Below are 25,967 nucleotides of genomic sequence, written 5' to 3'. Positions count from 1 at the left end.
ATGGGTCATTGGATTTGAAAAAAGAGGTTGACGCATGTCACAGTCTTATACTATGATGAAAGCGTAATCAAAATTTGATACCGCGGGATTGTGACTGTCAGGCAGGCAAGACCTAAAATTTGCGTAACGAGGGGACGTGTATGTCCTTTACTCGTTGGTGAATTTTAGGTCTTTTTTGCTTTAAAAAAGGAGGAAACTTCATGGATTATCAAAAAACAGCCAAAGAATTAACAAAACTGTTAGGCGGCAAAGAAAATGTCATCAGTGCTACGCATTGTGCAACAAGACTCAGATTGGTGGTGAAAAATGAGGATTTGATTGACAAAGAGGTCATTGAAGAACTTGAAGGTGTAAAAGGGGCTTTCTCAAGTTCAGGACAATTTCAAGTCATTTTTGGAACGGGATCTGTCAACAAAGTATATGAACCATTTGCTCGTGAGACTGGTCTTGAGACTGGCGACGAGAAACAAAAGCCTGTCAGCCATGATGAAGCAGTGAAACAAAAAATGAATCCACTTGCGCGTTTTGCAAAGACGTTATCGAATATTTTTGTACCGATCATTCCAGCAATTGTTGCGAGTGGTTTATTAATGGGTCTCTTAGGCATGATGAAAGCTTTCAAATGGGCTGACCCAAGCTCTGCGATCTTCCAAATGCTTGATATGTTCTCAAGTGCAGCCTTTATCATTTTACCGATTTTAATTGGGGTCAGTGCAGCGAAAGAGTTTGGCGGAAATCCGTATTTAGGGGCTGTCATTGGGGGAATTATGATTCACCCGAATCTGCTTAATCCATGGGGATTGACGGAAGCAAAACCAGAGTATATGCATTTATTCAATGTTGATATTGCTCTTCTTGGTTACCAAGGGACGGTCATTCCAGTGTTATTGACCGTGTATATCATGTGCCTTGTTGAGAAGAATTTAAGAAAGGTCGTTCCGAACAGTATTGATTTACTTGTGACCCCATTTGTCACCGTGATTGTAACTGGATTTGTGACATTTATTGCAGTTGGTCCGCTTGGAAGAATGCTCGGTACAGGAATTTCGAATGCATTGACATTTATTTATGATCATGCAGGGTTTTTAGCAGGACTCATTTTCGGCGGTGCTTACTCTTTAATTGTGCTCACAGGGGTTCATCATAGCTTCCATGCGATTGAGGCCGGATTGCTGAATGATATTGGGCGTAACTATTTGCTGCCAATCTGGGCAATGTCTAATGTCGCCCAAGGCGGGGCAGGATTGGCTGTCTTTTTCTTAGCCAAGCGTGCAAAAACAAAAGAAATTGCCCTTCCTGCTGCCTTCTCTGCTTTTTTAGGAATTACTGAGCCTGTCATATTCGGTGTAAACCTCCGCTATCGTCAACCATTTATTGCGGCGATGATTGGAGGCGCATTGGGCGGGGCATTTGTCGTTTTCACAAAGGTAGCCGCCAATGCTTATGGTTTAACAGGCATTCCGATGATTGCGATTGCAGCACCATTTGGTGTTCAGAATGTGGTCAATTATGTGATTGGTATGTTAATCGCTGTTGCTGTTTCATTTATTCTCACCATCATTTTTAAAATAAAAGAAGTCGAAAAATAATCAAGGAGTGGTCACAGTCATGACAACAACTGACGCAGCACTTCGTCAAAAGGTAGCAGACCGTATTCGAAACTATGAGCATTTGGTCAAAAAGGATGTGTACCGGCAGCATTTTCATTTGATGCCGCCAGTCGGTCTTTTAAATGACCCGAATGGACTGATTCAGTGGAAAGGAATTTACCACGTCTTTTATCAGTGGCAGCCATTCAAAACGGGGCATGGTGCAAAATTCTGGGGGCATTATACATCGACAGATCTAGTCAATTGGCAGCACGAAGAAGCCGCTCTTGCCCCAAGTGATTGGTTTGATCAAAACGGCTGTTATTCTGGCAGTGCATTTATAAACGATGGGCAGATGCATGTGATGTACACTGGAAACGTTCGGGATGAACAAGGGAACCGTGAGACGTATCAATGTTTAGCTGTTTCAGAGGACGGTATTCACTTTCACAAAAAAGGTGTCGTGGCAACACTGCCGGAAGGGTTCACTGCTCATTTTCGAGATCCAAAGGTATGGAAGCGAAATGGCCAGTGGTACATGGTCCTTGGTGCACAAAGCTTAGACCTGAAGGGACACCTTGTCTTATTTACCTCTGATACGTTAGATAATTGGACGTTTCAAGGCACGATTGCAGGCAGCGGAAAGAATGGTTTAGACAATTTCGGCTATATGTGGGAATGTCCAGACCTGTTTGAATTAGACGGCCGGGATGTATTGATTGTGTCACCGCAAGGGCTAGAGCCGGATGGCTTAAAATATCACAACACACATCAATCAGGCTATTTTGTTGGCACATTGGATGATCATTCCTATCAATATACACACGGAGCGTTTGAGGAGCTGGACCGCGGCTTTGACTTCTATGCGCAGCAAACCTTTCTAGACGAATCAGGCAGACGACTTTTAATCGGGTGGATGGGGGTGCCTGATCAAGGAGAAGAACATCATCCGACCATTTCTTATCAATGGATACACTGCCTCACGATCCCGAGAGAGCTCCGTTTAGATGAGGATGGACATCTGATTCAAAAACCAGTAAGTGAACTTCAATCCATGCGGACCAATGAACAAGAGCATGTTTTTCATATTAAACGTTCTGTTCATTCCATCCCTGTAGAGGATATTACGAGCGCAGAGGTATTCATTGATCAAATTGACACACAAAAAGGGTTTGAATGCTGTATCCGTGCAGCAGCACGCATCATCTATGATAAAGAGGAAGGGAAGCTGACATTAGAGCGGGATCGATTTGAAGATCGATCAAAGGAAGTTCGTGAAGTAGTCATAGAGGAATTACACGACCTTCATATCTTTATCGACTCATCGTCAATTGAGATTTTTGTAAACGGAGGCCGAGAAGTTTTTACTGCACGTTACTTTCCTTCCCCGGGAAATAAATCGATCTCCATCAGTGGCAGAAATGAAACAAAGCTGAAACTGAAGACATGGCATTTACAAAGAGAAGCAGATCAATGATCTGCTTTTTTCTAGTGAGATCAGCCTGTATCTTAGAGCCTATAGCATGTATATACAAGGTTGGCCTAAAGCGGTTTGATGACGTTTTACATATATGATAACAGGTGGAATTATGGTATCATTTTAAAATATATACAGCTGAGGCTGACGTTTATCCAAATGCGGTAGGACAAAAAAAGGGGTTGTTTACTTGAATTCAAAACAGCAGCCGACGACTAGAAAACGCTTGGAGACAATGGCAGATCATGTTGAAGATAAACGTGAAGAATATAAAGAATTGCTCATTCAAGTTCAATCTATTCTCGGTGAACCTTCTTTAGAGCAGGAAGAAGTGAAAGAGAAGCTGTCAGATACGTATAAACAAATGAAAGAATATGCTTTATTTGTTGAATCCATTGAAGCCTTTATTCGAAAAATGGCGAAAGAGTCCGATCAGCAAAAATAGGCGTTCATGTATGGATAAAAGAGTGTACTCGGAAGCGGGTACGCTTTTTTTATTCAATAAGATGATTCAGAAATTTAAATGAAAGCGTTGACATTTGTATTGTCATGATCAATAATAAATAAAAATTTCATCTGAGCATGTACAGGAGGAACGATATGAACCATACAACCAAGAAATGCCTGATCACCTTTATTATTGTCCTGTTTTCTATGAGTTTTCTTTTTCCTTCCGTTTCTTCTGCCCGAAATCATACGTCATCTGCTGCGTCAACTGCTTCAGTCCCGTCTGGTCAATATTATCGTTCACAAGAGGTAGCTCTGCATTCTCACGTTCAAAAAGCTTCTCTTTATTACACAACAGATGGCAGCCAGCCGACAACTCAAAGTCAGTTATACAAAAAGCCCATTCATATCGAAACTGATACGACTTTAAAAGTAAGCGTTTACAAAAATAGGCATCGACTTGCTACGTCTACGTACAATTATCGTTTTGTCACACGAGAGGATATCGCATCATCTTTTTTATCTTTTGAATATCAAGGAATGCCTTATCGGTTGTACATTCCGAAAAATCATAAGAGGGGTAAAGCCTATCCTTTAGTCCTCTTCTTACATGGAGGCGGGGAGAGGGGAACAGACAATCAAAAGCAGTTACTTGCGAATGATGGTGCAGTTTTATGGGCTTCTCCTGAAGTTCAAAAGAAACATCCTTCGTATGTACTTGCACCTCAGGCGCGAAATGCTGTCGATGGAGGCTTTGCATTAACAAGAAATGTGCAAAATGAAATTGATCTGACGAATGTGTTTCAATTTTCACCAGATTTACACAAAGCTTATGGTGTCCTTCAGCATGTGTTAACTTCTTATCAGATTGACCAGAAAAGAATTTATGCGACGGGTTTATCACAAGGTGGATTTGGCACGTACCAGTTGAACATCACATATCCTCGTTTGTTTGCAGCAATGATTCCTATTGCGGGGGGAGCAGATCCACGCAAGGCGGGAATTTTAGCGAGCAAGCCAATATGGGCATTTCATGCAGAGGATGATTCCATTATCCCTATCAGCTATGCGAGAAATACAATTCAAGCTATTCAAAAAGCTGGCGGCCAGCCGCTTTATACGGAGTATGCAACCAAGTATGGATATGACCATGCATCATGGACGCCTGCTTATGAGACGCCAGGCTTAACAGATTGGCTGTTTGCGCAGAGACGAAGCTTTCGATAAACAAAAACCGATTCACCTTCTAACAAGGCGAATCGGTTTTTTCTGTTTTATTTGTCAAAACGATGAGCAGAATGCTTTGTTGGTCCGATGTATTCGTTTAGCTGGAAAGAGCCTTTAATGGCAGCCGTGATGAATTCTTTTGCTGCATAAATGGCTTCTTTCACGTCTGATCCATTCGCTAGTTCAGCTGTGACTGCTGCTGAGAATGTGCAGCCTGCGCCGTGTGTGTATTCTGTGTCGATTTTATCTGTTTCAAGGCGTTCGAAGGTTTGTCCATCATAAAGCAAATCGATGGCTTTGTCTTCGCTGAGCTTACCGCCTCCAGTGATTACCACATACTTTGCACCAAGTTCGTGAATGCGTTTTGCTGCTTCTTCCATTTGTTCGATCGTTTTGATCTCGCCGATTCCGCTTAATTGACCTGCTTCGAAAAGATTAGGTGTGATAACGGTTGCCAGTGGCGTGAGCTTTTCACGCAATGCTTCCGCGTGCTCTGGGTAAAGGACTTCGTTCGCACCCTTACAAACCATGACAGGATCAATGACGACATTTTTTAGGTCATATGTTTTGATGGTGTCAGCTGCAAGCTCAATCACGTCGACGGTTGGAAGCATACCCGTTTTCAGCGCATCTACACCAATACCTTCTACAATGGTAGAGAGCTGCGCGCGAATTGTCGCCGTATCAATTGGAAACACCTGATGATCCCAATGATTATGAGGGTCCATTGCAACGACAACGGTTAAAGCTGTCATCCCGTAGACGTTTTTTTCTTGAAACGTTTTTAAATCTGCTTGGATACCTGCACCGCCGCTTGAATCCGAACCTGCGATGGTGAGTGCTTTATTCATAGACATAGTTGCTGAACCTCCAATGTGATGTGTAACAGTTACTGTTCTATCCCTTATTATAATCAGCTTTTCCATTTATCACAATGAAACGGCATAAAAAAGCGTTCCTCTCATCGGAACGCCTCTCTTTCTTACCTTTTACAAATCACCAATTTCCCTTTTTTCAGTTCATCTAAAAGGGTTAAGGCTAACTCTTGATCGGCCCCAGTTGACATCATTTTGGCCATCAGTTCATCATCCCGGGTGCGAATGACATTGGCGACTTGATCCAAAATCCCTTGATCGACCGCAGTCATGCTTTTGGCATCTGTATACTCCGTTACGGTATCAGAGCGTTCTGGGTCGTACGCAAAAACAAAAACAGCGTCTTTTGATGAACCCGATGAATGAATGTGGTCAATGGTCTGTTTTGCTTCTTTACTATTTTCCACCGTGATATATTCCATCATGGTCACTCCTTTTCATCAAAAATTCCCATTTTCTCATCAAATCAAACCGCCTTTTATATCATGAGAAGAAAGTCAATTTATGTTTTAATGGAAAAAGACGAATCTATTAAAGGAGTAAGCTGCATATGAAGATTTCCTTATTAATTGTGACACATAACCGGCTCAGCGCACTGTGTGAGCTGCTTGAATCCATTACAAGACAAACCGTACAGCCTTTTGAAATTGTTGTCGTCAATGATGCAGGAGAGCGAGTCGACATCATTCAGGAACTTTACCCTGAGCTTCCGATCCGCTTGATTCATTTAGATGAGAATGTCCAGCATGTAAATGCCAGAAATGTGGGGGTGCGGGAGCTGACAGGAGACGTCATCATGCTGAGTGACGACGATGATTACTTCACACCTTGTCATATCGAACGCATGAGCAAGGCGCTGGAAGATGCCGATTTTGTCTTTTCTGATGCAGAAATTGTATCATTTGAAGAAAAAGGCGCGACCCGTTTCCCGCTGTCGAGGCGTTTGTTTGCTTATACAGCGGATATTGAGGATATGCGTGTCTTTTCTACATATGTTCCTTCGGGCAGTATGTACAAACGCTGTATACACGATGAGATTGGCTATTTTGATCCAGCGATGCATCATTATTGGGACTGGGACTTCTTTTTGCGTGTATCACAGCATGCCCGAGTCAAACGAGTGCCAGCGGCGAGCGTGATCTATGCGTTTTTTGACGGTGGTGGAAATCAGTCTAGTGATCTTGGTGAAACAAGGAAAAACTACTTAGATGATTTAAGTGAAAAGCATGAACTGGGCGATCTGCCGACAGCGAACTTTGCGATATTATTAGAAGAACCAGCGATGAAAAAAAGAGAATCAGAGAGTGAGATTGTGTGGGATGGAAAACCGATGATCTCCAGACTAGCGCAGCAAGTAGAAGGAGGAAAACCACAATGAAGCCATTTTTAAATGATAGCTGGTGGGCTGTAATGAAAAGTGAATTTGAACAGCCGTATTATCAGGAATTACGTGAATGGATGAAGGAAGAATATCGCACGCAGACCGTTTTTCCAAAACCAGATGACGTATATCGTGCTCTTCATTTGACGTCATATGAAAAGGTCAAAGTGGTGATTTTAGGACAAGACCCTTATCATGGCCCAGGGCAGGCACATGGATTAAGCTTTTCTGTTCAGCCGGGCGTCAAACACCCGCCATCTTTGAGAAATATTTTTCAGGAGCTAAAGGATGATCTTGGCTGTCCTGTTCCAAACCACGGTTCACTTGTCAGCTGGGCAGAGCAGGGTGTGCTGCTCTTAAACACTGTGCTGACTGTGAGAAGGGGCGAGGCGAATTCTCATAAAGGCAAGGGCTGGGAACGAGTGACAGACCGCGTGATTGATGTGCTGAATCAGCGTGAGCAGCCTGTCGTTTTTGTGTTATGGGGAAGACATGCTCAAAACAAGAAAGAACGCATTGATCAAAACAAGCATTTCATCATTGAGTCACCTCATCCAAGTCCTTTTTCTGCAAGAAACGGCTTTTTTGGCAGCCGGCCCTTTTCAAAGGTAAACGCGTATTTAAAGCAAATGGGGATTGAAGAAATCAATTGGTGTATCAAGGATATTGAATGAAAATAGGACGAGGGGAGAGCCCCTTCGTCCTGTTTATTTTAAAAATTTGCGGACCAAGTCGAGTCCATTTTTCGCATTTGGATAACGGAAGGAAAAATCGAAGCGATTGGTTTGCCGCAGGACGCTTTTTTCATGCGTAAAAGTAAAGAAGCTTTCCTTCCCGTGATATCGCCCCATGCCGCTTTCGCCGACGCCTCCGAATGGCAGGTAAGGGGTAGCGACATGCATAAGCGTGTCATTGATACATCCTCCGCCAAATGAGAGGTTGTCTAGAATATAGGATTCTGTTTCTTTATTTGTTGTAAATAAGTAAAGCGCAAGCGGCTTCGGCCTTGCTTTGATCATATGAACTGCCTCATGCAGAGAATCAAAGGTCATGACAGGCAGAATCGGTCCGAAAATTTCCTCCTGCATGACAGGATCTTCCCATGTGATGTGGTCTAAAATGGTCGGAGCGATTTTGAGCTCCTGTTCATTGCGCTGTCCACCTGTGACGATCGTTCCATTTGAGAGAAATTGTGTAAGCCTGTCAAAGTGACGCTGGCTGACATTTTTTCCAAAGTGCGGATGCGTTTCGGGATGTTCACCATAAAAGTCACGGATACAGGCTGTCATTTCTCGCAAAAGTTCCTCTTTGATGGATTCATGAACGAGCAAATAGTCTGGTGCAATGCAGGTTTGCCCTGCATTGGTGAACTTTCCAAAGGTGATCCGCTTCGCTGCCAGCTTGATGTCGGCATCAGGCATGACGATGCTGGGACTTTTTCCGCCAAGCTCAAGTGTGACAGGGGTCAAATGCTTTGCGGCGGCTTCCATGACGACTTTGCCAACTGCCACACTTCCAGTAAAGAAGATATAATCAAAGGGCAGTTTCAGCAGTTCTGTACTGACTTCAACACCGCCCTCTACGACAGCCGCATGGTCTTCTTGAAATACACGTTTGATGATAGTGCTGATCACTTGTGAGACTGCCGGCGTCAGCTCAGACGGCTTTAAAATCACGGCATTTCCCGCAGAAATCGCACCGACTAATGGAGAAAGGGCCAATTGGAAAGGATAGTTCCAAGGAGCAATGATGAGCACAGTTCCATAAGGTTCCTTGATAATCATGCTTTTTGATCCGATATGAGTCAGCGGTGTTTTCACGCGAGTTGGCTTCGCCCATTTGTGAAGGTGCTTGATGGTATGATTGATTTCTTCATACACCATCCCAATCTCTGTTGTATAGGCTTCCTGTTCGGATTTATGTAAATCATGGGCTAAGGCCTGTAATATATCCTTTTCATGCTGTTTGATTGCTGCTTTTAAATCTTGAAGAATGCGGATGCGTTCTTGAACCGCCGGCTTCTGAAAGACTTTTTGTTTCTGAAATAGAGCAGTAAGCTTGTCCATTATTCAATCCCTTCATAGACGATTTTGTTTCTTTTATTATGTGTGAATGAAGATGACGGGTCAAATAAGAGAGTCGTGAGCGCACTGCTTTGAAAAAATGAACCCATTTGGTTTGTTCATTTGGTAAAATAATGTTGAAAAGAGATTTTTTTAGATTGGAGGGTCTACCCTTGAATATTCATATATCAAGCCTGCTTCAAAAAATGGAGGAAGCGGTTCAAAAAGCAAAACAAAGTGGAAATGATGAAGAGGTGAAACGTCAAGTAGCGGCCATTTCTTCACTATGTGATGTCATTCTCGACGCACCATCAAAGGTGCAAATGCCGCAGTCGCCGGCCATCTCACCACCTCCATCGATACATACACCATCAGCGCCATCTGTGACTACAGATCAAGCCATGCTTGAGAAACTCATGGGCACAAGTGGTGCGAAGAAATTTCAGCAAAATGATGAGGGTCAAAAAGAGAAGGACGGGAACGGCGACTCTATTTTTGATTTTTAATGGTCTTGTCACGACAAAGGGAAGGTGATCGGTTTGAAACTATTTTTGGGCGCCATTCAGTGGATGGCATTTTTTATCGCAGCTTCTATTGCCGTACCAATTGCGATTGCACAAGCATTTGAATTGAACCAAGTGCAATCGGCGGAGCTGATTCAAAGTACTTTCTTTTCACTTGGTCTTGTGGCGATGGTGCAGTGTTTATGCGGCCATATGCTGCCGATCAATGAAAGTCCAGCAGGGCTTTGGTGGGGTGTGTATACCCTTTATGCCGGCATGACAGGTACAATCTTTGCGACGTATCCTGAAACCCTGCAAGCATTACAAGGGGCTTTAATTTTTAGTGCTGTTTTCTTTTTTATTTTTAGTTTATTTAAAATCATCAATTGGCTCGCGTCTTTATTTACGCCAGTCGTCACAGGCATTTACCTGCTGCTGCTTGTTGTGCAGCTAAGTCAGCCAATCATGAAAGGGCTGATGGGCATCGGCTATCGGGGAAATCAGGTGGACGGGCTTGTCTTTTGCTTATCGATCTTGATTATTATCCTCACCTTCATGATCAGCCGCTCAAAATGGCATTACTTGAGGCAGTTTTCTGTGTTATTCGCACTTGCAGGCGGATGGCTGTTATTCGCTCTACTCGGATTGGCGAAGCCGGTTCGAATTCCAGAACAAATCATCGAGTTTCCGAAGCTGTTTCCATTCGGTATGCCGGTCTTTGACAGCGGATTGCTTGTCACGTCCTTTTTTATAACGATTTTACTCATTGTGAACATGCTGGCAAGTATTCGAATTGTGGAAAGTTCAGTGAAGGCATTTGGTGAACTGCGTGAGCGGAAAAGAGCACGACCTGCTGGTTTTGTCGCAGCATTTGGTCATTTATTAAGCGGGCTGATCGGGGCGATTGCGCCTGTACCTATTTCGGGGGCAGCCGGATTTATCCAGACAACCAAAATTCCTTCGAGAAAGCCATTTTTCATAGGAAGTCTGCTCATTGTACTCATTAGTTTATTCCCGCTGCTCATGAGCTTTTTCTCTGCATTGCCATCACCTGTGGGGCTTGCTGTAAACTTTGTGGTCTTCTCTTCTATGATTGGGATTGCGATGTCAGAGTTTGATCAGTATGAGAAAGAAGAAATTCCGCGGATTCGCTTTGTTCTTGGGATTGCTGTTTTAGCAGGCGTAGGGGCGATGTTTGTGCCTCAGGGGGCCTTGAAAGGCATGCATCCTGTGCTCATTTCATTATTAAGCAACGGTCTTGTTCTAGGCACACTCATTGCGATCGTGGTCGACCAAGTCTTGTTACGAAAGAAAAAGAAATCCGACAATCTCGTGTCAACGTAAAGGGAAAGTTGAATGTCGCCCTTCACCCGCGCTATGATAAATATAATTGACGAGATAAGGAGAATGACGAATGAAACTATTTTTCATTTTAGGTGCTATTAACGCCATGCTTGCTGTTGGACTTGGAGCCTTCGGTGCGCACGGTCTAGAAGGGAAAATCCCTGAAAAATATATAGAAATATGGAATAAAGGTGTTCAATATCAAATGTTCCATGCCATTGGCTTATTTGTTGTCGCTTTTCTTGCAGATAAGCTGTCAGGTGTCTCCTTGGTTCCTGCCGCTGGCTGGGTGATGCTTGCAGGTATCCTTTTCTTCTCAGGAAGCCTTTATGTGCTGGCATTGACGCAGGTGAAGATTTTAGGAGCCATTACTCCTATTGGCGGAGTAGCATTTATCGCCTCTTGGATCATGCTTGTCATTGCAGCAGCAAAAAATTTATAAGCCAATAAACCGATGCTCTCATAGGGGCATCGGTTTTTTTCTTAACTCCAGTAAGGGGTATAGTTGGGCGGTGCTTGATAATATGGGACGTAGTGAGATGGAGGGACAGGATGCGTTTGAGACTCATCCTCCCGGTGGCAAAATGGTCCGATAAACACACTTGGTTTCACAGGCTTTATCGCCTGCTTCCACTGTGTTTCGTTCATGCAATAAGTATGGGCCATGATGTGAGAAGGGGTGAGGGTGAGAAGGTCTGAGCCTAGGATCACTTCAGGTGTAGATGCGTTAAAAATGGCTAACAAATGAGTTCTGTCTTGGAGAGCGACTTCATAGTGCCACCAGCCTTGAGGCACGTTTGCCACCTGTCCAGGTGTGATGGTGTAGGTGTGCAGTTTTTTTGTAAATGGATTCAGCATCGATACGGCAGCAGAACCGGCTATACAATAAACAAGCTCTGCGGCATTTTGATGATAATGAGGCTCTACGACTTTGCTTTTACTCAAATATATATCCAGCAGGGACACTTGATCCAACGAGTTTAATTGTTTTTTTCCTAACACATTAATCAGGTTATGCTGATCGAATTTCACAAGGGGGCTTTGATTCAGATCGTATGAAAATTTGACATTTGGTGATGTATAATCCAGCTCAACAGTCATTGATGTCACCTCTAGGCTTTTGATAAAAACTACTAGGCATCTTATGAACAGCGCCCTAGAGGTGTGACAAAAACCTAGACAAAAGAAAAAAGCAAGGGCACCTGAGCCTTGCTTTTGCCATGCTTGACGTTATCTCGGAGAATACGTAGACATGGAGTATGGATAGTCGTATTGAATTTCCCCATCAAACGTAATGTAATCAAGATAGATCGTTAATAGTAAGTATCGTGTTCCTGTCTTATTATCACTAATGATAATGTGGTCACGTCCTGCAGCTTCAATGACGCCTCTAAAAATCTTCGAATTCCATTCCTTGCTCGCCTCAAATGTCATATAAATCGTGGCTACCTTGCCGCGGTTCAATCGTAAAATATTTTCAATATAGGACTGCTCAATAGGCAGCTGCCCGGTGACATTCTGCTGATAAACCGGTCCAGAAGGAATTTGATATGGCTGACCGCCGCCCTGCGTTCCTTGGCCTCCTTGTGAAGTGCCGGTAGACGGCATTGGCGAAAACCCCTGCTGCATTTGACCCTGCGTTTGGGGAGGGACTGAATAACCCATCTGCTGCGCAGGATACGGATTTGCTCCATATTGTTGCTGGCGAAAATCTTGACCTTCGAAACCCGAACCTTGCCCAAATTGATTTTTCAATTTCATAACGTTCCTCCTCTTTCCTCATGGTGTTCTAAACAGAAGGCGCTAAAGCACCTGTTGTTTCCATAGCATTCTTTCTCTCTTTCACACTATGAGACAGGAGGGGAGAATATGTACATTGAACGAAAAAAAGGAACTGCTATGCAATTCCTCAGCGTGTAGACAATCCCTCGTATTCTATCGGTACTCGTCTTTTTTACATGATCCAGTTTACAGCGTGCTGAATATCAAATAAAAGTGTCATGATGAGAAAAAACGCGGCGAGCGGTGTGATCACAATGATGAAGGCTTGCCATAATCTGAGCTTCATCACAGCGACAATGCCTAAAATTGCCATTCCAAATATCCACGTCTTTGCATATACATCCGTAAGAGTTAAAAGATCGAGATAATACCATACTTCATAATGCTGATCTAAATATGGTGAGATTTTAACAAACGTATACGGACCGAGCATCCCAACAGTGAAAATCCAAGTAAGTGAAAATAAAGCAGAAGGGAAAAAGACCGTCAGTGTGCAGGCTTTGAGTATATCTCGATATGCCGTTTGACAGTCGAAAAAGAGACGGCCTAACCATTTAATCAGAAGGACACCGAAAAATAGAATCATATTGCCTGCCAAAATACCATATCCCGCTCCTTGTAACAGAATAAAAGGGAATGGAATATGATTGCCCATATACTCGCTAAAATACCCTTCGTAGATCCAGCCCGTACCGGCGATACTTGCAAGGAGCATCATCAGCCAAATGGGAATATTGGAATGTTGATATGAGCGAATAATCGTTTTTGTCGCGACGAAAATTTTAAAAAATCGAAAAAATCCTTTTACTTCCTCTTCTTGGGAGTGATCATTCTTCATAGCTTCCAATGTTCTTTACTCCTTTAATACACACAAATGATTACTTATATTACCAAAAGTTTCGCATTTTTCAAAGATAGATCAATAAAAAAATACAATTTTATAAAAAATAGGTCACTCTACAGTCTCTTTAAGAGGAGACACATATGATAAACATAGTTTGAAAGAGACCGAGGTGAAAACTTTGACAAAAGTAACTGTCATTATGACGAGCTACAACAAGGCGGCTTACGTCGGCAGATCGATTGAAGCGGTCCTGCAGCAGACGCTGTCAGACTTTGAACTTTTTATCATGGATGATGGATCAAACGAAAAAACCCTTGCTGCTATTGAACCGTTTCGCAAAGATCCCCGCGTTCACTTTATCCAAAGCGGTGTCAAAACGCTGGAAGAGAGAACAGCGAAAACTCGCTACGCCGTGCTGATTAATCAAGCATTAGAACTGGCAAAGGGCGAGTATATTTCCTATGCCACAGATGACAATGTCTACGCCCCGGACCGTTTAGAGAAGCTCACTCATTATCTAGATGCCCATCCAGGTAAAGAGATTGTCTATTCTAGTTCTAAAGTGATCTATTTAAATAGCAAAAAAGAGCCAGTGAAGGAAACGATTCGGCCGGCGCAAACAGTGCAATGGAATGCCCCCTGTGCTATAGATCATTGCTCGGTCGTACATCGTGCATCCATTTTATCAAAAATTCATGCTGAATTTGGGTCTTACTGGGACGAGAGTCCGCATTTTTATCGGATAGGGGATGCCCGTTTCTTTTTTCGGTTAAATCATTTTTATCCGTTCTATCCCTTTGATGAAATATTAGATACAAATTACATCACAGAACAGTCCATTCATTATCAGCTGGCAGAAGAAGAGAAAAGTGCCTTTATTCAAGCACTTCCCGAGCAGTCTACCTGCTGGGAGCTTCGCAGTATATTAAAACAAAAACATGGGAGGTGACCTGAAGTGTCGCACTATATTCATCATTATTGGCAGGTGTACTTTGAGTATGTGAATCTGATGAAGGATTTGTCCTACAAGCAAATTCCTCTTGGGTTGATCAGTAATTTTTATCAATATATCAGTCCTGAAGTGAGGGAACGCATGGAAGATGAAGCATTCGGTCAAGAACTGACAACCGCTTGTCCATTACCGGAAGAGATTCAGCCATTTTTTGATCAGCATAAACAGCAGATCAAGCGTGTGGCTTATCGTCCGGCGAATGGAAAGGTATTGCTTCACTTTGAACACCTGCGTTTTACGGAACAAAATTACACGCGGTTCCATCCAAACCAAACGGTGGTGCTCGCTCGCTGGAAGAAGGCGGATTATTACGGATTACCCGTGATCAGTAAGCCGGAATTAGCCGGAGAGGTTAATAAAGAAGCCCATGCTGAATATATTGAAAAAGCAAATGCTCTCCTTAAACCTTACGCTCACCACCCTGTCTTTGGCAATGTCTTTTTTAGAGAAAAGCTGCGGAAGGACATTGTGCAATTTATTGATGTCATTGACCAGATAGAAATGCTATTTCAAATGCAGCCGATTGCAGCTGTTATTGTTGGAACAACGGAGGATGCTTACAGCCGCGTACTCGCTTTGCAAACAGTGAAACGCCAGCTTACGAGTATCTGTCTTCAGCACGGCGCGCTTATGGGAGACGAAGCCTTTTTACCAATTTTCACGACTTGCCATGGGGTATTTGGAAAATATGAAAAGGACTGGTATGTAGATAAAGGCTGTCAGCCGGAACAGGTGGAAATCACAGGTCATCCGAGGTTTGATTTGGTGAAGGAGCGAACGCCGCTTCAACAGGATCTCATTTTTCGTAAATTGAACTTCAGTCCGGCTAAAAAGACCGTGCTTGTGGCAACGCAGCCGTTTTCTGAAGCCTTTTATGGCGATGTTCTTAAAACGATCGCCAAACGGAAAGACATTCAGCTGATTATGAAGCCGCATCCTTGGGAAATTGCTCGAAATCGATTAAATGATTATGTGTCTATTGAACGAGCGGGGAATCATGTGAGATTGATTAAAAAAGAAATTGACCTGTATGATCTGCTGCCATATGTGGATATCGTGATTACGCTCACATCAACAGTTGGTCTTGAAGCGATGCTTTTTGAAAAGAGTGTGCTGATCGGGAAAACGACAGAAGGCAGAAGATACCCATATTACGAGTCGCTTGGCAGCTATCATATGGAAAACCCTGTTGAACTAGCTGAGAAAGCCATTCGTATTTTGTCGGATGAACAAGAGATGAAACTGGCAAAGCAGCAAGGAGCTCAGTTCATTAAACAACATTATCCGCATGCGCGATCTATCGATGTTCTGCTTTCTCTGCTTAAAACAAAAACTGGTGTGGATTTTCAGAGATGAAGATAGGGGTGTGCAAGCGATATGGGAAAAAAGAGAGCACAATTTCTTCCTTATGCTCTGCCTTTCATTCAGCAGGAAGAAATTGATGAAGTCATTGGAACATTAAAGTCCGGCTGGCTGTCAACTGGACCAAAAGTAAGACAGTTTGAAGAAGAATTTCAGCAGCTGACAGGTGCAAAACATGCGATCGCTGTCAATTCATGTACGGCTGCTTTATTTTTAGCGTTAAAGGCAAGAGGGATTAGGGCTGGGGATGAGGTGATTACAACCCCTCTGACATTCTGCGCAACAGCCAATACGATTATCCATACGGGAGCAGCGCCTGTATTTGTCGATATTGATCCAGCGACACTCAACCTTGATGCAGAGAAACTAGAAGCGGCGATTACACCACACACAAAAGCAATTGTTCCTGTTCACTTTGCCGGTCAATCGTGCGATATGGACCGAATTTTAGCCATTGCCAAAAAGTATGATCTATTTGTACTTGAAGATGCTGCCCACGCTCTTTACACAACGTATCACGGTCAGCCCGTTGGATCCATTGGTGATGCGACCGCTTTTAGCTTTTATGCAACGAAAAACCTAGCGACTGGTGAAGGCGGCATGCTGACAACAAATGATGATGCGCTTGCGGCTCGGATTAGAAGACTAGCGCTCCATGGGATGAGCAAGGGAGCGTGGAATCGTTATGGAGAAAAAGGAACGTGGTATTACGAGGTCGAGGAACCAGGCTATAAAATGAACATGTTTGACGTGCAGGCATCGATAGGGCTTGTTCAACTAAGCCGACTAGATGACATGCAGGCGCGGAGAGAACAGATTGCAAAAGCATACAATCAGGCTTTTCAAAAAGAAGCGGGTCTGATCCTGCCGCCTGTGCATCAAGATGGAAGACATGCATGGCATTTGTATGTACTACAAGTGAATCCAAAAGAAGCATTCATCACGCGGGATGAACTGATTGATCAACTGCAAAAGGAATATAAAATCGGCACGAGTGTTCACTTTATCCCTGTTCACTTGCATCCATACTATCAGGAAACATATCACTATTCACCAGAGGATTTCCCTGAGTCACTCGCATACTACAAGCAGACGCTCTCACTGCCGCTCTATCCAAGTATGACAGATGAAGATGTGCAGGATGTTATCACAGCGGTGTTGTCTATTTTAAAAGAACAGAGGGCATCATCATGAAGGTCGTTCATGCTGTAGATGATCAGGTGCTCGCTGCTTGGCTGGAGAAATACGGTCAACAAGCGGAACAAATGAACGGCTTCAAGCAGTTTGCTCTTGTTAATGGCGCCCAGCTCAAAGCAGTCCTGTTATATGAATGGTCAAAATGGGAAAGCGGCATTTTTGATCAGCATATTTTTCATGTGAAGTTTGTGGAAGCGGAGTCAGCGTCTTCTTTTCAAGAATTGATGGAGCGTTTCATCAATTGGATGAGAACTGAAAAATGCGATTTTTTCTTTTTACGTCTTGAAGCGTCTGATCTTGTAAAAAACCGTATCGTTCAAAGACTGTCACATGTGTACTATGTGGGAGGTCTCACTCGTCTTGAGGCGCCGCCTGTTCATATGGAGCTTCCATCAACAGGTGAAGATGTGGTTATTAGTCTGCCGGATGAAAAGGATTACGATGAGGCGGTCTCACTTGCTCATCAGGCGTTTGGGAAAAGCCGATACGCACTTGATCCTTTTTTAGATCAGAATGTCGTCCAGCATTTCTTTCAGGAATGGATGAGAAACAATTTACTCGGACGTGCAGATATCAATCTCGCGGCAAAGGTGAATGATGAAGTCATTGGTTTGATTCAAGGGGTGACAAAGGGAGATGAACTAGTGCTTGATTTATTGTCCATTAGACCGGATGCACAAGGAAAAGGGATCGGAAAAAAGCTCGTGATGGCGATAATAAAAGCCTCTTATGAGAGAGGGCATCGGTTTATGTCTGCCGGAACTCAGATGCATAACACAACCGCGATTCAGCTGTACGAAAAGCTAGGCTTTAGAACAAAAAATGCCTTCTTGTATTACCATGTGTGGCCGAAAAAAGGAGAGAGGTAAGATGGCGCATTTCTATATTGGAGATCGCAAAGTAGGGGATGGTGCGCCTGTCTTTATCATTGCAGAGGCAGGCATTAACCATGATGGAAAGCTGGATCAGGCGCTTGCTTTAATTGATGTGGCAAAAGAAGCAGGTGCCGATGCGGTGAAGTTTCAAATGTTTCAAGCTGATCGGATGTATCAAAAGGAACCGGGTTTGTACGAAACAGCCAAGGGGGAAGAGGTGTCTATTTTTTCTTTAGTGGAACAAATGGAGCTGCCGCCAGAATGGCTCCCGGTGTTATTGTCACGTTGCGCGGAAAAAGGGCTGATATTTTTAAGCACAGTGTGTGACGAAGAATCTGCGGATCTATTGAATCAAACCGATCCGCCGGCTTTCAAGCTGGCATCCTATGAAATCAATCATCTGCCTCTTATGCGTCACACGGCATCTTTTCAAAAGCCCATCATATTCTCAACAGCCGGGGCAACCATTTCGGATGTCCATGAAGCATACGAGGCGATTACAAGCGAGCACAATCAGCAGGTCGCTATCATGCATTGCGTAGCAAAGTATCCAGCACCTAGAGCTTACACGAATCTGCGTGTGCTTCAAACTTTAGCTGCGGCATTTCCCGACGCAGTCATTGGCTTTTCTGATCATAGTGAGCATCCAACTGAAGCGCCTGTAGCTGCTGTGAAGCTTGGGGCAGCAATCATTGAAAAGCATTTTACAGTCGATAAAACGTTACCTGGGGCTGATCATTCCTTTGCGCTTGATCCTGAAGAATTGAAGGAAATGGTTCAGCATATTCGAGCGGCAGAAAAGCAGCGGAATTTAAAAGAAGCTGATATTCATTCAGTGCCAGAAGAGCTCCTTGGCAGTTCTTATAAAACGACAACAGCTATTGAAGGCAAGATTCGTGAATTTGCGTATCGAGGCATTTTTACGACAAAAGGCATTGCGAAGGGCGAGACATTGACCGCAGAAAATCTAGCCGTGTTACGTCCAGGACAAAAAAGCCAAGGTCTGCATCCAAGGTATATGGCGGTTTTACTTGGCACAAAGGCTGCCAGAGATATCCCAGCCAATACAGGGGTTTCGTGGAAAGATGTACTCATGAAGGAGACGCCAAATGATCAATGATGTCCTTTTTGTCATACAGGCGAGAATGGGCTCAACAAGGCTGCCAAAAAAGGTAATGAAACCGATCGGCGGTATGGCGCTGATCGACCTGATTGTTGAACGAGTAAAGCAATCAGATCATTACAATCACAAAACGCAGAATCTCATGATCGCCACAACAGTTGAGGCAGAAGATGATCTGCTGGCTCATTATTGTCTCTCCCAGGGCTATAAAGTATTTCGTGGCAGTGAGACGGATGTACTGCAGCGATTTGCGCAGATTGTCCGTCATTTTGAACCGCAAACCATTGTGCGTTTAACAGGAGATAACCCATTTATAGATCCAGTCCTTTTGTCGAAAATGCTTGAAAAACATAGACAAGAGAAGGCTGATTACACGTATACGGCTGGAACGCCACTCGGTATTTCCGGGGAAATGATCGACGCACAGATTTTAAGTGAAATCGACAATTTTCCCCTTACGCAGCCAGAGCGTGAGCATGTCACGCTCTATATCAGAAAGCATCCTGAGCAATTTCACCTGCAATTATTCACACCGCCCAAAGAACTTGCATATCCTGCTTATCGATTCACGATTGATACAGAAGAAGATTATGTGTTTGCGACCCGTTTACTAGAGAAAGCTGGCGGCTCCATTGCTGTGCCTACGGCTGAACTCATCACCATTTGCGAACAAGACCCTGATATTGTTCGGTTGAATCAATTTGTGAAACAGAAGGATGCTGAATGAACAAGAAAATCATGATTGTTGTGTACGGTGGGTTTTTAAGAGGAATGGGGCATGTCGTCAGAATGAAACGGCTGGCAAATCAACTGCTTCAAGAAGGAAACGACATATCTTTCTATACAAATGAACAGATCTGTGTAGAAATGCTCTCAGGTCCAGATTGGCACGTTCATTTGGTGCAGGAGTCGAAGGCATTCCTTCAGATGGAGCAGGACATAAAAGAGCTGAATCCAGATCTTCTGCTGATTGATGTACTTGATTGTGACCTCCAATTTCTTCGATTGATCAAAGCGTCCTCCGGCTCTGCACGGCTGGTTTTATTCGAAGAAATAAGAGCAGAAGCCTGTCAGCTTGCCGATGCTGTCGTGAACGGCATTTATGGCGGTCTGGACGAAAAGCACATGCAAGTAGATGGGACAGAATATTTTTATGGAACACCTTATTTATTGTTAGATCAAGAGATAAGCCGATTAAAAGACACATATGAGGTTCGAAAAGAATGCAAAAAGGTGGTCATCAGCCTTGGGGGCAGTGACCCGCGCGGATTGTTATCAAAGGCTGTATCAGCACTCCTCGAAGCTGACCACTTACACATCTTAGCGGTTACAGGAAAAGCCTCCCGCATTGAAGAACAAATAGAGGCTGAGCATATTCAATTCATTCGTCATACAGATCAATTACTTGCACGCCTTTCGGAAGCTGATCTGGCAATAGTGGCTGGCGGGATGACGTTATACGAGGCAGTTTGTATCGGAGTGCCCAGTATTGTCCTTTCACAAGTCGATCACCAAGCAGTGACAGCCGCTCGTTTTGCACAAAAGGGAGCCTGCCGTCATCTTGGATTAGGTGAACTTGTGGATGAAAAAGATATACGATGTGCTGTGGAAAGGCTGTCCGGCAGCTATTTTCTCCGCAGGAGCATCCATCTCAATGGACGGACACTCATCGATGGAAAAGGAACTGAACGAGTGAAAAACATTCTTATACACCTCATGAATCATCACCAAAAAGAACATAAGGATGTGTAGATGTGAAGGGAGTTATTTTAGCAGGAGGAAAGGGATCACGACTGGCACCTTTAACGAAGATTTTCAATAAACATTTATTGCCGGTTGGTCCATATCCAATGATTTATTGGTCATTGTTCAAATTGAAGGAAGCAGGGATTTTAGATGTGATGGTCATATCACAAGAAGAACAAATCCCGCTGTTTCAAAAGCTGCTTGAAAGCGATCAGGAACTGGGGATGAACATCGTATATCAGGTACAGCCTGAAGCGTCTGGGATATCAGACGGCTTATCCTATGCAAAGCCCTTTGTTAAAGGGGAGAAGTTTGTGCTGATGCTTGGTGATAATGTATTTGAGGATTCGCTAAACCCTTTTGTTGAAGCCTTTCAGCGGCAAGATAGAGGAGCCAAGGTTTTGTTGAAAGAAGTGGCAGATCCAAACCGGTTTGGCATTGCAGAAATTGATGCCACGCGCCAACGGATTTTATCAATAGAAGAAAAGCCGGAGTATCCGCGCTCATCTTACTGCGTCACGGGCATCTATTTTTATGATCAAGAAGTCTTTCAATATATTGAGAGAATCTCGCCGTCAGATCGAGGCGAATTAGAGATTACAGACGTGAACAATCTCTATATCTCAAATAGCCAGCTGACCTATGATATGTTAAAAGGGTGGTGGATTGATGCAGGAACACATGAATCTCTCCACGAAGCATCTGCGAAAATGTTTGAAACGATGAAGAAAAAAGAGGGATCCGAATGACGAAGTCTTATTTAATTACAGGTGGAGCGGGTTTTATCGGACTGAATTTTGTGAAGCTGCTGCTTCAGGATACAAATATCAGGCTCACCGTTTTTGATAAATTAACATATGCCAGTCATCCAGACGAGATGGATGAATTATTAAAGTTGTCTCATTTTCGGTTTATTCAGGGGGATATTACCCTTCAGCATGAGCTGGATCAAGCATTTGACGAAGTCTATGATGCAATCATTCATTTTGCGGCAGAATCGCATGTTGATCGCAGCATTGAATCGGCAGAGCCTTTTATTCAAACAAATGTCCTTGGAACGTATCGTATGCTTGAAGCTGTTTTAAATGGAAAGGCGAAAAAGCTCATTCATATTTCAACAGATGAAGTATATGGAGATTTGGAGCCAGATGATCCTGCTTTCACAGAACAAACACCACTCTCACCGAACAATCCTTATTCAGCAAGCAAGGCGAGTTCAGACCTGCTTGTAAAATCCTTTATCCACACTTACCAATTACCCGCGATGATTACACGATGCAGCAACAATTACGGACCGTATCAGCATGAGGAAAAATTAATACCGACCATTATTAGAAAAGCAGTCAATGGAGAGAAAATCCCGATTTATGGAGACGGCCAGCAAATTCGCGATTGGCTGTATGTAGAAGACCATGCGAGAGCTGTGAAGAAGGTGCTCGAAAACGGCACAGCCGGGCAGGTATACAATATTGGCGGCGGCAATGAGAAAACAAATCTTGATTTAACCAAAACGATTCTATCGCAGCTTGGAATCAGTCATGATCAAATTGCGTTTATTCAAGACCGAAAAGGACATGACAGACGGTATGCCATTGATGCAAGTAAGCTAAAAGGCGAGCTCGGCTGGACGCAGGAGACGTCATTTGAAGAAGGTATCGAAAAAACGATCAATTGGTATCGAACCAAATACGATCAGAGCGAAGAAGGGTGACGGATGAAAGTTTTAATCACCGGTGCAGGCGGCCAATTAGGGAAAGAATTGAGCAGACAGCTCAAAGAAAAAGACATGACCGTCATTGCCTTAACGAGGAACATGCTCAATATCACAGACCAGCAGGCAGTTAGACATGCGATGAGACACTATCAGCCTGATATTGTTGTCAGTGCAGCAGCCTATACATCTGTTGATCAATGTGAAACAGAAACCGAAAAGGCGTATCTTGTGAATGGCATTGGCGCCTACTATACAGCCCTGGAAGCAAAGCGCGCAGGCGCTGATGTGTTACATGTCAGTACAGATTATGTGTTTGACGGGCAGGCGCACACCCCTTACCAAATCGATGCACAAGCAGATCCTCAAACCATTTATGGAAAGAGTAAAAAGCTTGGTGAGGAATTGATTCAGCTTGTGTCAGATGAAGTGAAAATCATTCGTACCTCGTGGCTTTATGGACATGAGGGGCATAACTTTGTGAATACCATTCTTCGGCTCGCTGAAACGAAGGATCATTTGCGCATTGTGAACGATCAAATAGGGTCTCCTACTTATACAAAGGATGCAGCTGAGGCCTTGATTCATTTGTTTGATCAGAAGGCAGGCGTGTATCATGTCAGTAATCGAGAAAGCTGTTCCTGGTTTGATTTTGCGTCAGAAATTGTGATGAAAAGCGGACTGTCCGCCACAATTGAGCCGATTTCCACGGAAGAGTACGGCTTCCAAACGCCTCGCCCAGCCTATTCTGTCTTAGACCTTCAAGCGATTGAAGCCACAGGCTGGCAGCCGAGGCATTGGAAGGATGCACTTTACGAATATTTGCAGAAAGAAGGGAGATGGCAACAGCATGATTGATGGTGTTCAAACGAAAAAACTCATGAAACATTGTGATGACCGCGGCTTTTTTGCAGAGCTCATTCGAGATGATGAACCGATGCTGAAACGCTTTGGGCAGGCGTCATGGTCGAAAAGCTTTCCAGGCGTGATCAAAGCCTTTCATTATCATGAAAAACAAGACGACGTTTGGTTCTTCCCTGCAGGTCATGCGCAGGTCGTGTTATATGATTTGCGTGAGGACTCTTCCACAAAGGGGCAAACCGATGTGTATTATATGGGGGAAGACAATCCGATGCTGCTTCTTATCCCAAAGGGTGTCGCGCATGGCTATCGTGTACTAGGTGAGACGCCGCTGCAAATTGTGTATTTCACAACAGAATCGTATGACCCGAATAACCCAGATGAAAAGCGAATCGCCTGGAATGACGAAACGATCGGGTTTAATTGGGAAACGACATTTAAATAGAGAACGGGGGGCCTTTCGCAGGAGAAAGGTCTTTTTTTGTTGAAATACATTCTATATGTGTCATTTTATGTATATGTACTAAGCTGATAAGAAAAGGGATGTGGATGAGTTTGTCTAAAAGAATTGCGTTTGTAACAGGAGCAAGTACAGGGATTGGAAAGGCCATCGCCGTAAAGCTTGCCGCTCAAGACAATGTAAAGATCATCATCAATTCTAGAAATCAATCCTCACTAGAAGAAGCGCAGCAGCACATTGGGCGTATGGCAGAAACAAAGGAGCCGGTGGCTCTTTTCTGTGGGGACATGTCAGATGAAGGAGTGAGGGCTGAGGCTTTTACGAAAATAGAAAAAGAGTTTGGCAGACTGGATGTGTTGATTAATAACATTCCAGGGGGGAAGCCGGATACCTTTGATTCGTGTGACAGCGAGCAGATGATGGCAGTATTTTCTCAAAAAGCCCTTGCGTACATTGATACGATGAAGCGTGCGGCAGCGATGATGAAACGACATGAGTATGGCCGGATCATTCAAATTGTCGGGAACCTATGGAAGGAACCTGGCGACCAAATGTTTACGAACAGTATGATGAATGCAGCGATTATCAATGCTAGTAAAAATGCTGCCACACAGCTTGCACCTTCAGGGATCACAGTGAATTGTTTAAACCCGGGATTTATTGCTACAGATCGGTATGAACAATTTATCGGAAACATGATGCGTAAACAGGCATTATCGCGGGAAGAAGCTGTACAGGCTGTAGCGTCAGGAATTCCAATGAAAAGAGTGGGGTCAGCGAGTGAAATGGCTTCATTGGCCGCTTTTATCGCATCAGAGGAAGCCTCCTATCTTACAGGCCAACAAATATCCGTCGATGGTGGTTCGATGAAAAGTATATGACATCAAAAACCCGCTATATGCGGGTTTTTTGATTAAAGCGAATTGGAAGGATGCGAAGCCGGTCGATAAACAGGGCAAGCTGTTCAATTGGAGCAACCATTGAGATGCGGACATGACGGCTTCCATGTGCTCCAAACACACCCCCCGGCGTGACAACGACATCAGTATGTTCGAGTAAATAGTCAGCAAATGCATGAGAATGTTCAAAATCATCAGGGATTGGAGCCCATAAATAAAAGGCGCCAGCCGGACGTTCGATGGACCACCCTAGCTGCTTTTCTGCCTGACGGATGAAAAAGTGAATTCGTTCAAGGTAGACCTCTTTTAATGATTGTATGTGACGGTCATCACTTTGCAAGGCGACAGTTGCAGCTTGTTGAAATCCGCCATACATACTGACAAACACATGATCTTGGAAGGCGTTAATGGCTTGGATGATGTCCTCATTACCTACAGCAAAAGCGACTCTCCATCCTGCCATATTAAATGTTTTGGATAGAGAATATAATTCCACTCCTACGCTTTTCCCAAGAGGAGCGTTTAGAAAGCTTACGGGTTTTTGTTCATAATGAAATGAACCATAGGCAAAATCATGAATGACATGCAGTCCGTGAGCTGATGCAAAATCAGCAGCCTCTTCAAAAAATGCATCATTTGCCACAGCACCTGTTGGGTTATTCGGATAATTTAAGAAAAGAACCTTTGCCTTTTTGAGTACCTCCGGATCAATTGAAGAGAGATTCGGCAAATAGCCATTTTTCGATTCAAGTTTGATGCAGTAGGGCTTTGCGTCTGCCATCAAGATCCCAGAATGATATTCTGGGTATCCTGGATCGGGGACGAGGGCAACGTCCCCAGGGTCAAGAAGACACTGACTCATGACATAAAGGCCTGTTTTCCCTCCATTGAAAAGAGCAACCTCTTTCTGTGGGTCTATCTCAGGGCCGAACTCCTTTTTGTAGAAATCTGCAATGGCTTGCTTGAAAAAGTCGAAGCCTCTAAAAGGTGCATATTGCTGAAATTGCAAAGCGCCTGCTGCCTCTTGAAGGGCGCTTACGATATGTGCAGGAGTAGGAAGATCGGGATTTCCCTGACCAAGGTTTATGATGTTCGCTCCGTTTTGTGCTTTTTGCGCAATTTTCTCAAATACGGTTCCAAATTTCTGTTCTGGCAGCCGTTTAATCATGTTAGATGGTAAGATCTCCAC

General features: G+C 43.8%; 28 protein-coding genes. 21 read left to right on the top strand and 7 right to left on the bottom strand.

Going from position 1 to position 25,967, the window contains the following annotated elements; translation table 11 throughout:
* Positions 1–200: 200 nt before the first annotated feature.
* The 4 genes from NSQ34_RS17315 (at position 201) to NSQ34_RS17300 (ending at position 4,740) form a co-directional block, all read left to right on the top strand.
* Positions 201–1,589: a sucrose-specific PTS transporter subunit IIBC gene (locus NSQ34_RS17315; RefSeq protein WP_327825583.1), complete on the top strand. Its 1,389-nt coding sequence runs from the start codon at positions 201–203 to the stop codon at positions 1,587–1,589.
* 19 nt (positions 1,590–1,608) lie between these two features.
* The gene (locus NSQ34_RS17310) at positions 1,609–3,066 is read left to right on the top strand and encodes a sucrose-6-phosphate hydrolase (RefSeq protein ID WP_327825582.1); all 1,458 of its coding nucleotides are present in this window, start codon (positions 1,609–1,611) and stop codon (positions 3,064–3,066) included.
* 190 nt (positions 3,067–3,256) lie between these two features.
* Positions 3,257–3,511 carry a hypothetical protein gene (locus NSQ34_RS17305; protein ID WP_024423823.1) on the top strand — a complete coding sequence of 85 codons (255 nt, stop codon included), beginning with the start codon at positions 3,257–3,259 and terminating at the stop codon, positions 3,509–3,511.
* 155 nt (positions 3,512–3,666) lie between these two features.
* Positions 3,667–4,740: a chitobiase/beta-hexosaminidase C-terminal domain-containing protein gene (locus NSQ34_RS17300; RefSeq protein ID WP_342500976.1), complete on the top strand. Its 1,074-nt coding sequence runs from the start codon at positions 3,667–3,669 to the stop codon at positions 4,738–4,740.
* Between the two features lie 47 nt (positions 4,741–4,787).
* Here NSQ34_RS17300 and NSQ34_RS17295 read toward each other — a convergent pair whose 3' ends face one another.
* Both NSQ34_RS17295 and NSQ34_RS17290 read right to left on the bottom strand, forming a co-directional pair.
* Complete coding sequence (locus tag NSQ34_RS17295; protein ID WP_024426411.1) at positions 4,788–5,597, bottom strand: bifunctional hydroxymethylpyrimidine kinase/phosphomethylpyrimidine kinase; 810 nt, start codon at positions 5,595–5,597, stop codon at positions 4,788–4,790.
* A gap of 125 nt (positions 5,598–5,722) precedes the next feature.
* A complete protein-coding gene (locus NSQ34_RS17290) occupies positions 5,723–6,037 on the bottom strand; it encodes a general stress protein (RefSeq protein WP_024426410.1) in 315 nt (104 codons plus the stop codon).
* A 128-nt stretch (positions 6,038–6,165) separates the two neighbouring features.
* Here NSQ34_RS17290 and NSQ34_RS17285 point away from each other — a divergent pair, with 128 nt between their 5' ends.
* Both NSQ34_RS17285 and NSQ34_RS17280 read left to right on the top strand, forming a co-directional pair.
* Positions 6,166–6,993, top strand: coding sequence for a glycosyltransferase family 2 protein (locus NSQ34_RS17285; protein ID WP_024423819.1), 828 nt, complete (start codon positions 6,166–6,168; stop codon positions 6,991–6,993).
* The gene (locus NSQ34_RS17280; RefSeq protein ID WP_046312854.1) at positions 6,990–7,670 is read left to right on the top strand and encodes a uracil-DNA glycosylase; all 681 of its coding nucleotides are present in this window, start codon (positions 6,990–6,992) and stop codon (positions 7,668–7,670) included. Before NSQ34_RS17285 ends, NSQ34_RS17280 begins: the two co-directional genes overlap by 4 nt.
* Before the next feature lie 33 nt (positions 7,671–7,703).
* Here NSQ34_RS17280 and NSQ34_RS17275 read toward each other — a convergent pair whose 3' ends face one another.
* Positions 7,704–9,062: an aldehyde dehydrogenase gene (locus tag NSQ34_RS17275; RefSeq protein WP_041115436.1), complete on the bottom strand. Its 1,359-nt coding sequence runs from the start codon at positions 9,060–9,062 to the stop codon at positions 7,704–7,706.
* Between the two features lie 170 nt (positions 9,063–9,232).
* On the opposite strand from NSQ34_RS17275, the gene NSQ34_RS17270 reads away from it, so the two are divergent.
* The 3 genes from NSQ34_RS17270 (at position 9,233) to NSQ34_RS17260 (ending at position 11,348) form a co-directional block, all read left to right on the top strand.
* Positions 9,233–9,565 carry a YwdI family protein gene (locus NSQ34_RS17270; RefSeq protein ID WP_034281287.1) on the top strand — a complete coding sequence of 111 codons (333 nt, stop codon included), beginning with the start codon at positions 9,233–9,235 and terminating at the stop codon, positions 9,563–9,565.
* 33 nt (positions 9,566–9,598) lie between these two features.
* Positions 9,599–10,906, top strand: a complete 1,308-nt coding sequence (locus NSQ34_RS17265) for a purine/pyrimidine permease (protein ID WP_098677125.1) — start codon at positions 9,599–9,601, stop codon at positions 10,904–10,906.
* A gap of 70 nt (positions 10,907–10,976) precedes the next feature.
* Complete coding sequence (locus NSQ34_RS17260; protein ID WP_025093833.1) at positions 10,977–11,348, top strand: DUF423 domain-containing protein; 372 nt, start codon at positions 10,977–10,979, stop codon at positions 11,346–11,348.
* A gap of 41 nt (positions 11,349–11,389) precedes the next feature.
* On the opposite strand, the gene NSQ34_RS17255 is transcribed toward NSQ34_RS17260, so the two are convergent.
* From NSQ34_RS17255 to NSQ34_RS17245, 3 genes are all read right to left on the bottom strand, one after another.
* Complete coding sequence (locus tag NSQ34_RS17255; RefSeq protein WP_034281285.1) at positions 11,390–12,007, bottom strand: cupin domain-containing protein; 618 nt, start codon at positions 12,005–12,007, stop codon at positions 11,390–11,392.
* 129 nt (positions 12,008–12,136) lie between these two features.
* Positions 12,137–12,667: a spore coat protein GerQ gene (gene gerQ, locus NSQ34_RS17250; protein ID WP_024426405.1), complete on the bottom strand. Its 531-nt coding sequence runs from the start codon at positions 12,665–12,667 to the stop codon at positions 12,137–12,139.
* A gap of 193 nt (positions 12,668–12,860) precedes the next feature.
* A complete protein-coding gene (locus NSQ34_RS17245; RefSeq protein WP_317222495.1) occupies positions 12,861–13,526 on the bottom strand; it encodes a hypothetical protein in 666 nt (221 codons plus the stop codon).
* Between the two features lie 184 nt (positions 13,527–13,710).
* Here NSQ34_RS17245 and NSQ34_RS17240 point away from each other — a divergent pair, with 184 nt between their 5' ends.
* The 12 genes from NSQ34_RS17240 to NSQ34_RS17185 all read left to right on the top strand — a co-directional run bounded on the left by NSQ34_RS17240 (position 13,711) and on the right by NSQ34_RS17185 (position 24,760).
* The gene (locus NSQ34_RS17240; RefSeq protein WP_041115894.1) at positions 13,711–14,481 is read left to right on the top strand and encodes a glycosyltransferase family 2 protein; all 771 of its coding nucleotides are present in this window, start codon (positions 13,711–13,713) and stop codon (positions 14,479–14,481) included.
* Between the two features lie 6 nt (positions 14,482–14,487).
* Entirely contained in the window at positions 14,488–15,900 is a 1,413-nt protein-coding gene (locus NSQ34_RS17235; RefSeq protein ID WP_327825580.1) for a CDP-glycerol glycerophosphotransferase family protein, read from the top strand.
* Positions 15,901–15,921: 21 nt separating this feature from the next.
* The gene (locus tag NSQ34_RS17230) at positions 15,922–17,100 is read left to right on the top strand and encodes a DegT/DnrJ/EryC1/StrS family aminotransferase (RefSeq protein ID WP_342500975.1); all 1,179 of its coding nucleotides are present in this window, start codon (positions 15,922–15,924) and stop codon (positions 17,098–17,100) included.
* Positions 17,097–17,972, top strand: coding sequence for a GNAT family N-acetyltransferase (locus NSQ34_RS17225; protein ID WP_034621873.1), 876 nt, complete (start codon positions 17,097–17,099; stop codon positions 17,970–17,972). The genes NSQ34_RS17230 and NSQ34_RS17225 overlap by 4 nt, the downstream gene beginning before the upstream one ends.
* A gap of 1 nt (position 17,973) precedes the next feature.
* On the top strand, positions 17,974–19,098 hold the full coding sequence (locus NSQ34_RS17220; RefSeq protein WP_342500974.1) for an N-acetylneuraminate synthase family protein: 1,125 nt from the start codon (positions 17,974–17,976) through the stop codon (positions 19,096–19,098).
* Positions 19,088–19,828 (top strand): glycosyltransferase family protein, encoded by a 741-nt coding sequence (locus tag NSQ34_RS17215; protein ID WP_101676577.1) that lies wholly within the window; start codon positions 19,088–19,090, stop codon positions 19,826–19,828. Before NSQ34_RS17220 ends, NSQ34_RS17215 begins: the two co-directional genes overlap by 11 nt.
* Positions 19,825–20,853: a glycosyltransferase gene (locus NSQ34_RS17210; RefSeq protein WP_101676576.1), complete on the top strand. Its 1,029-nt coding sequence runs from the start codon at positions 19,825–19,827 to the stop codon at positions 20,851–20,853. Before NSQ34_RS17215 ends, NSQ34_RS17210 begins: the two co-directional genes overlap by 4 nt.
* Positions 20,854–20,855: 2 nt before the next feature.
* On the top strand, positions 20,856–21,596 hold the full coding sequence (locus tag NSQ34_RS17205; protein WP_024423805.1) for a sugar phosphate nucleotidyltransferase: 741 nt from the start codon (positions 20,856–20,858) through the stop codon (positions 21,594–21,596).
* Entirely contained in the window at positions 21,593–22,558 is a 966-nt protein-coding gene (gene rfbB / locus NSQ34_RS17200; protein WP_254001478.1) for a dTDP-glucose 4,6-dehydratase, read from the top strand. The genes NSQ34_RS17205 and rfbB overlap by 4 nt, the downstream gene beginning before the upstream one ends.
* A gap of 3 nt (positions 22,559–22,561) precedes the next feature.
* Positions 22,562–23,416: a dTDP-4-dehydrorhamnose reductase gene (rfbD, locus tag NSQ34_RS17195; protein ID WP_061110217.1), complete on the top strand. Its 855-nt coding sequence runs from the start codon at positions 22,562–22,564 to the stop codon at positions 23,414–23,416.
* Positions 23,409–23,864 (top strand): dTDP-4-dehydrorhamnose 3,5-epimerase family protein, encoded by a 456-nt coding sequence (locus tag NSQ34_RS17190; RefSeq protein WP_065214906.1) that lies wholly within the window; start codon positions 23,409–23,411, stop codon positions 23,862–23,864. The genes rfbD and NSQ34_RS17190 overlap by 8 nt, the downstream gene beginning before the upstream one ends.
* A gap of 104 nt (positions 23,865–23,968) precedes the next feature.
* Complete coding sequence (locus tag NSQ34_RS17185) at positions 23,969–24,760, top strand: SDR family oxidoreductase (protein WP_269199619.1); 792 nt, start codon at positions 23,969–23,971, stop codon at positions 24,758–24,760.
* A gap of 13 nt (positions 24,761–24,773) precedes the next feature.
* Here NSQ34_RS17185 and NSQ34_RS17180 read toward each other — a convergent pair whose 3' ends face one another.
* Entirely contained in the window at positions 24,774–25,967 is a 1,194-nt protein-coding gene (locus NSQ34_RS17180; RefSeq protein WP_342500973.1) for a pyridoxal phosphate-dependent aminotransferase, read from the bottom strand.

It is taken from the genome of Bacillus sp. FSL P2-0069 (assembly GCF_038593315.1).
Lineage (GTDB): Bacteria > Bacillota > Bacilli > Bacillales > Bacillaceae > Bacillus > Bacillus safensis.
Note: the sequence above shows the minus strand (reverse complement) of the source record. Positions and strands in the feature narration are given on the sequence as shown.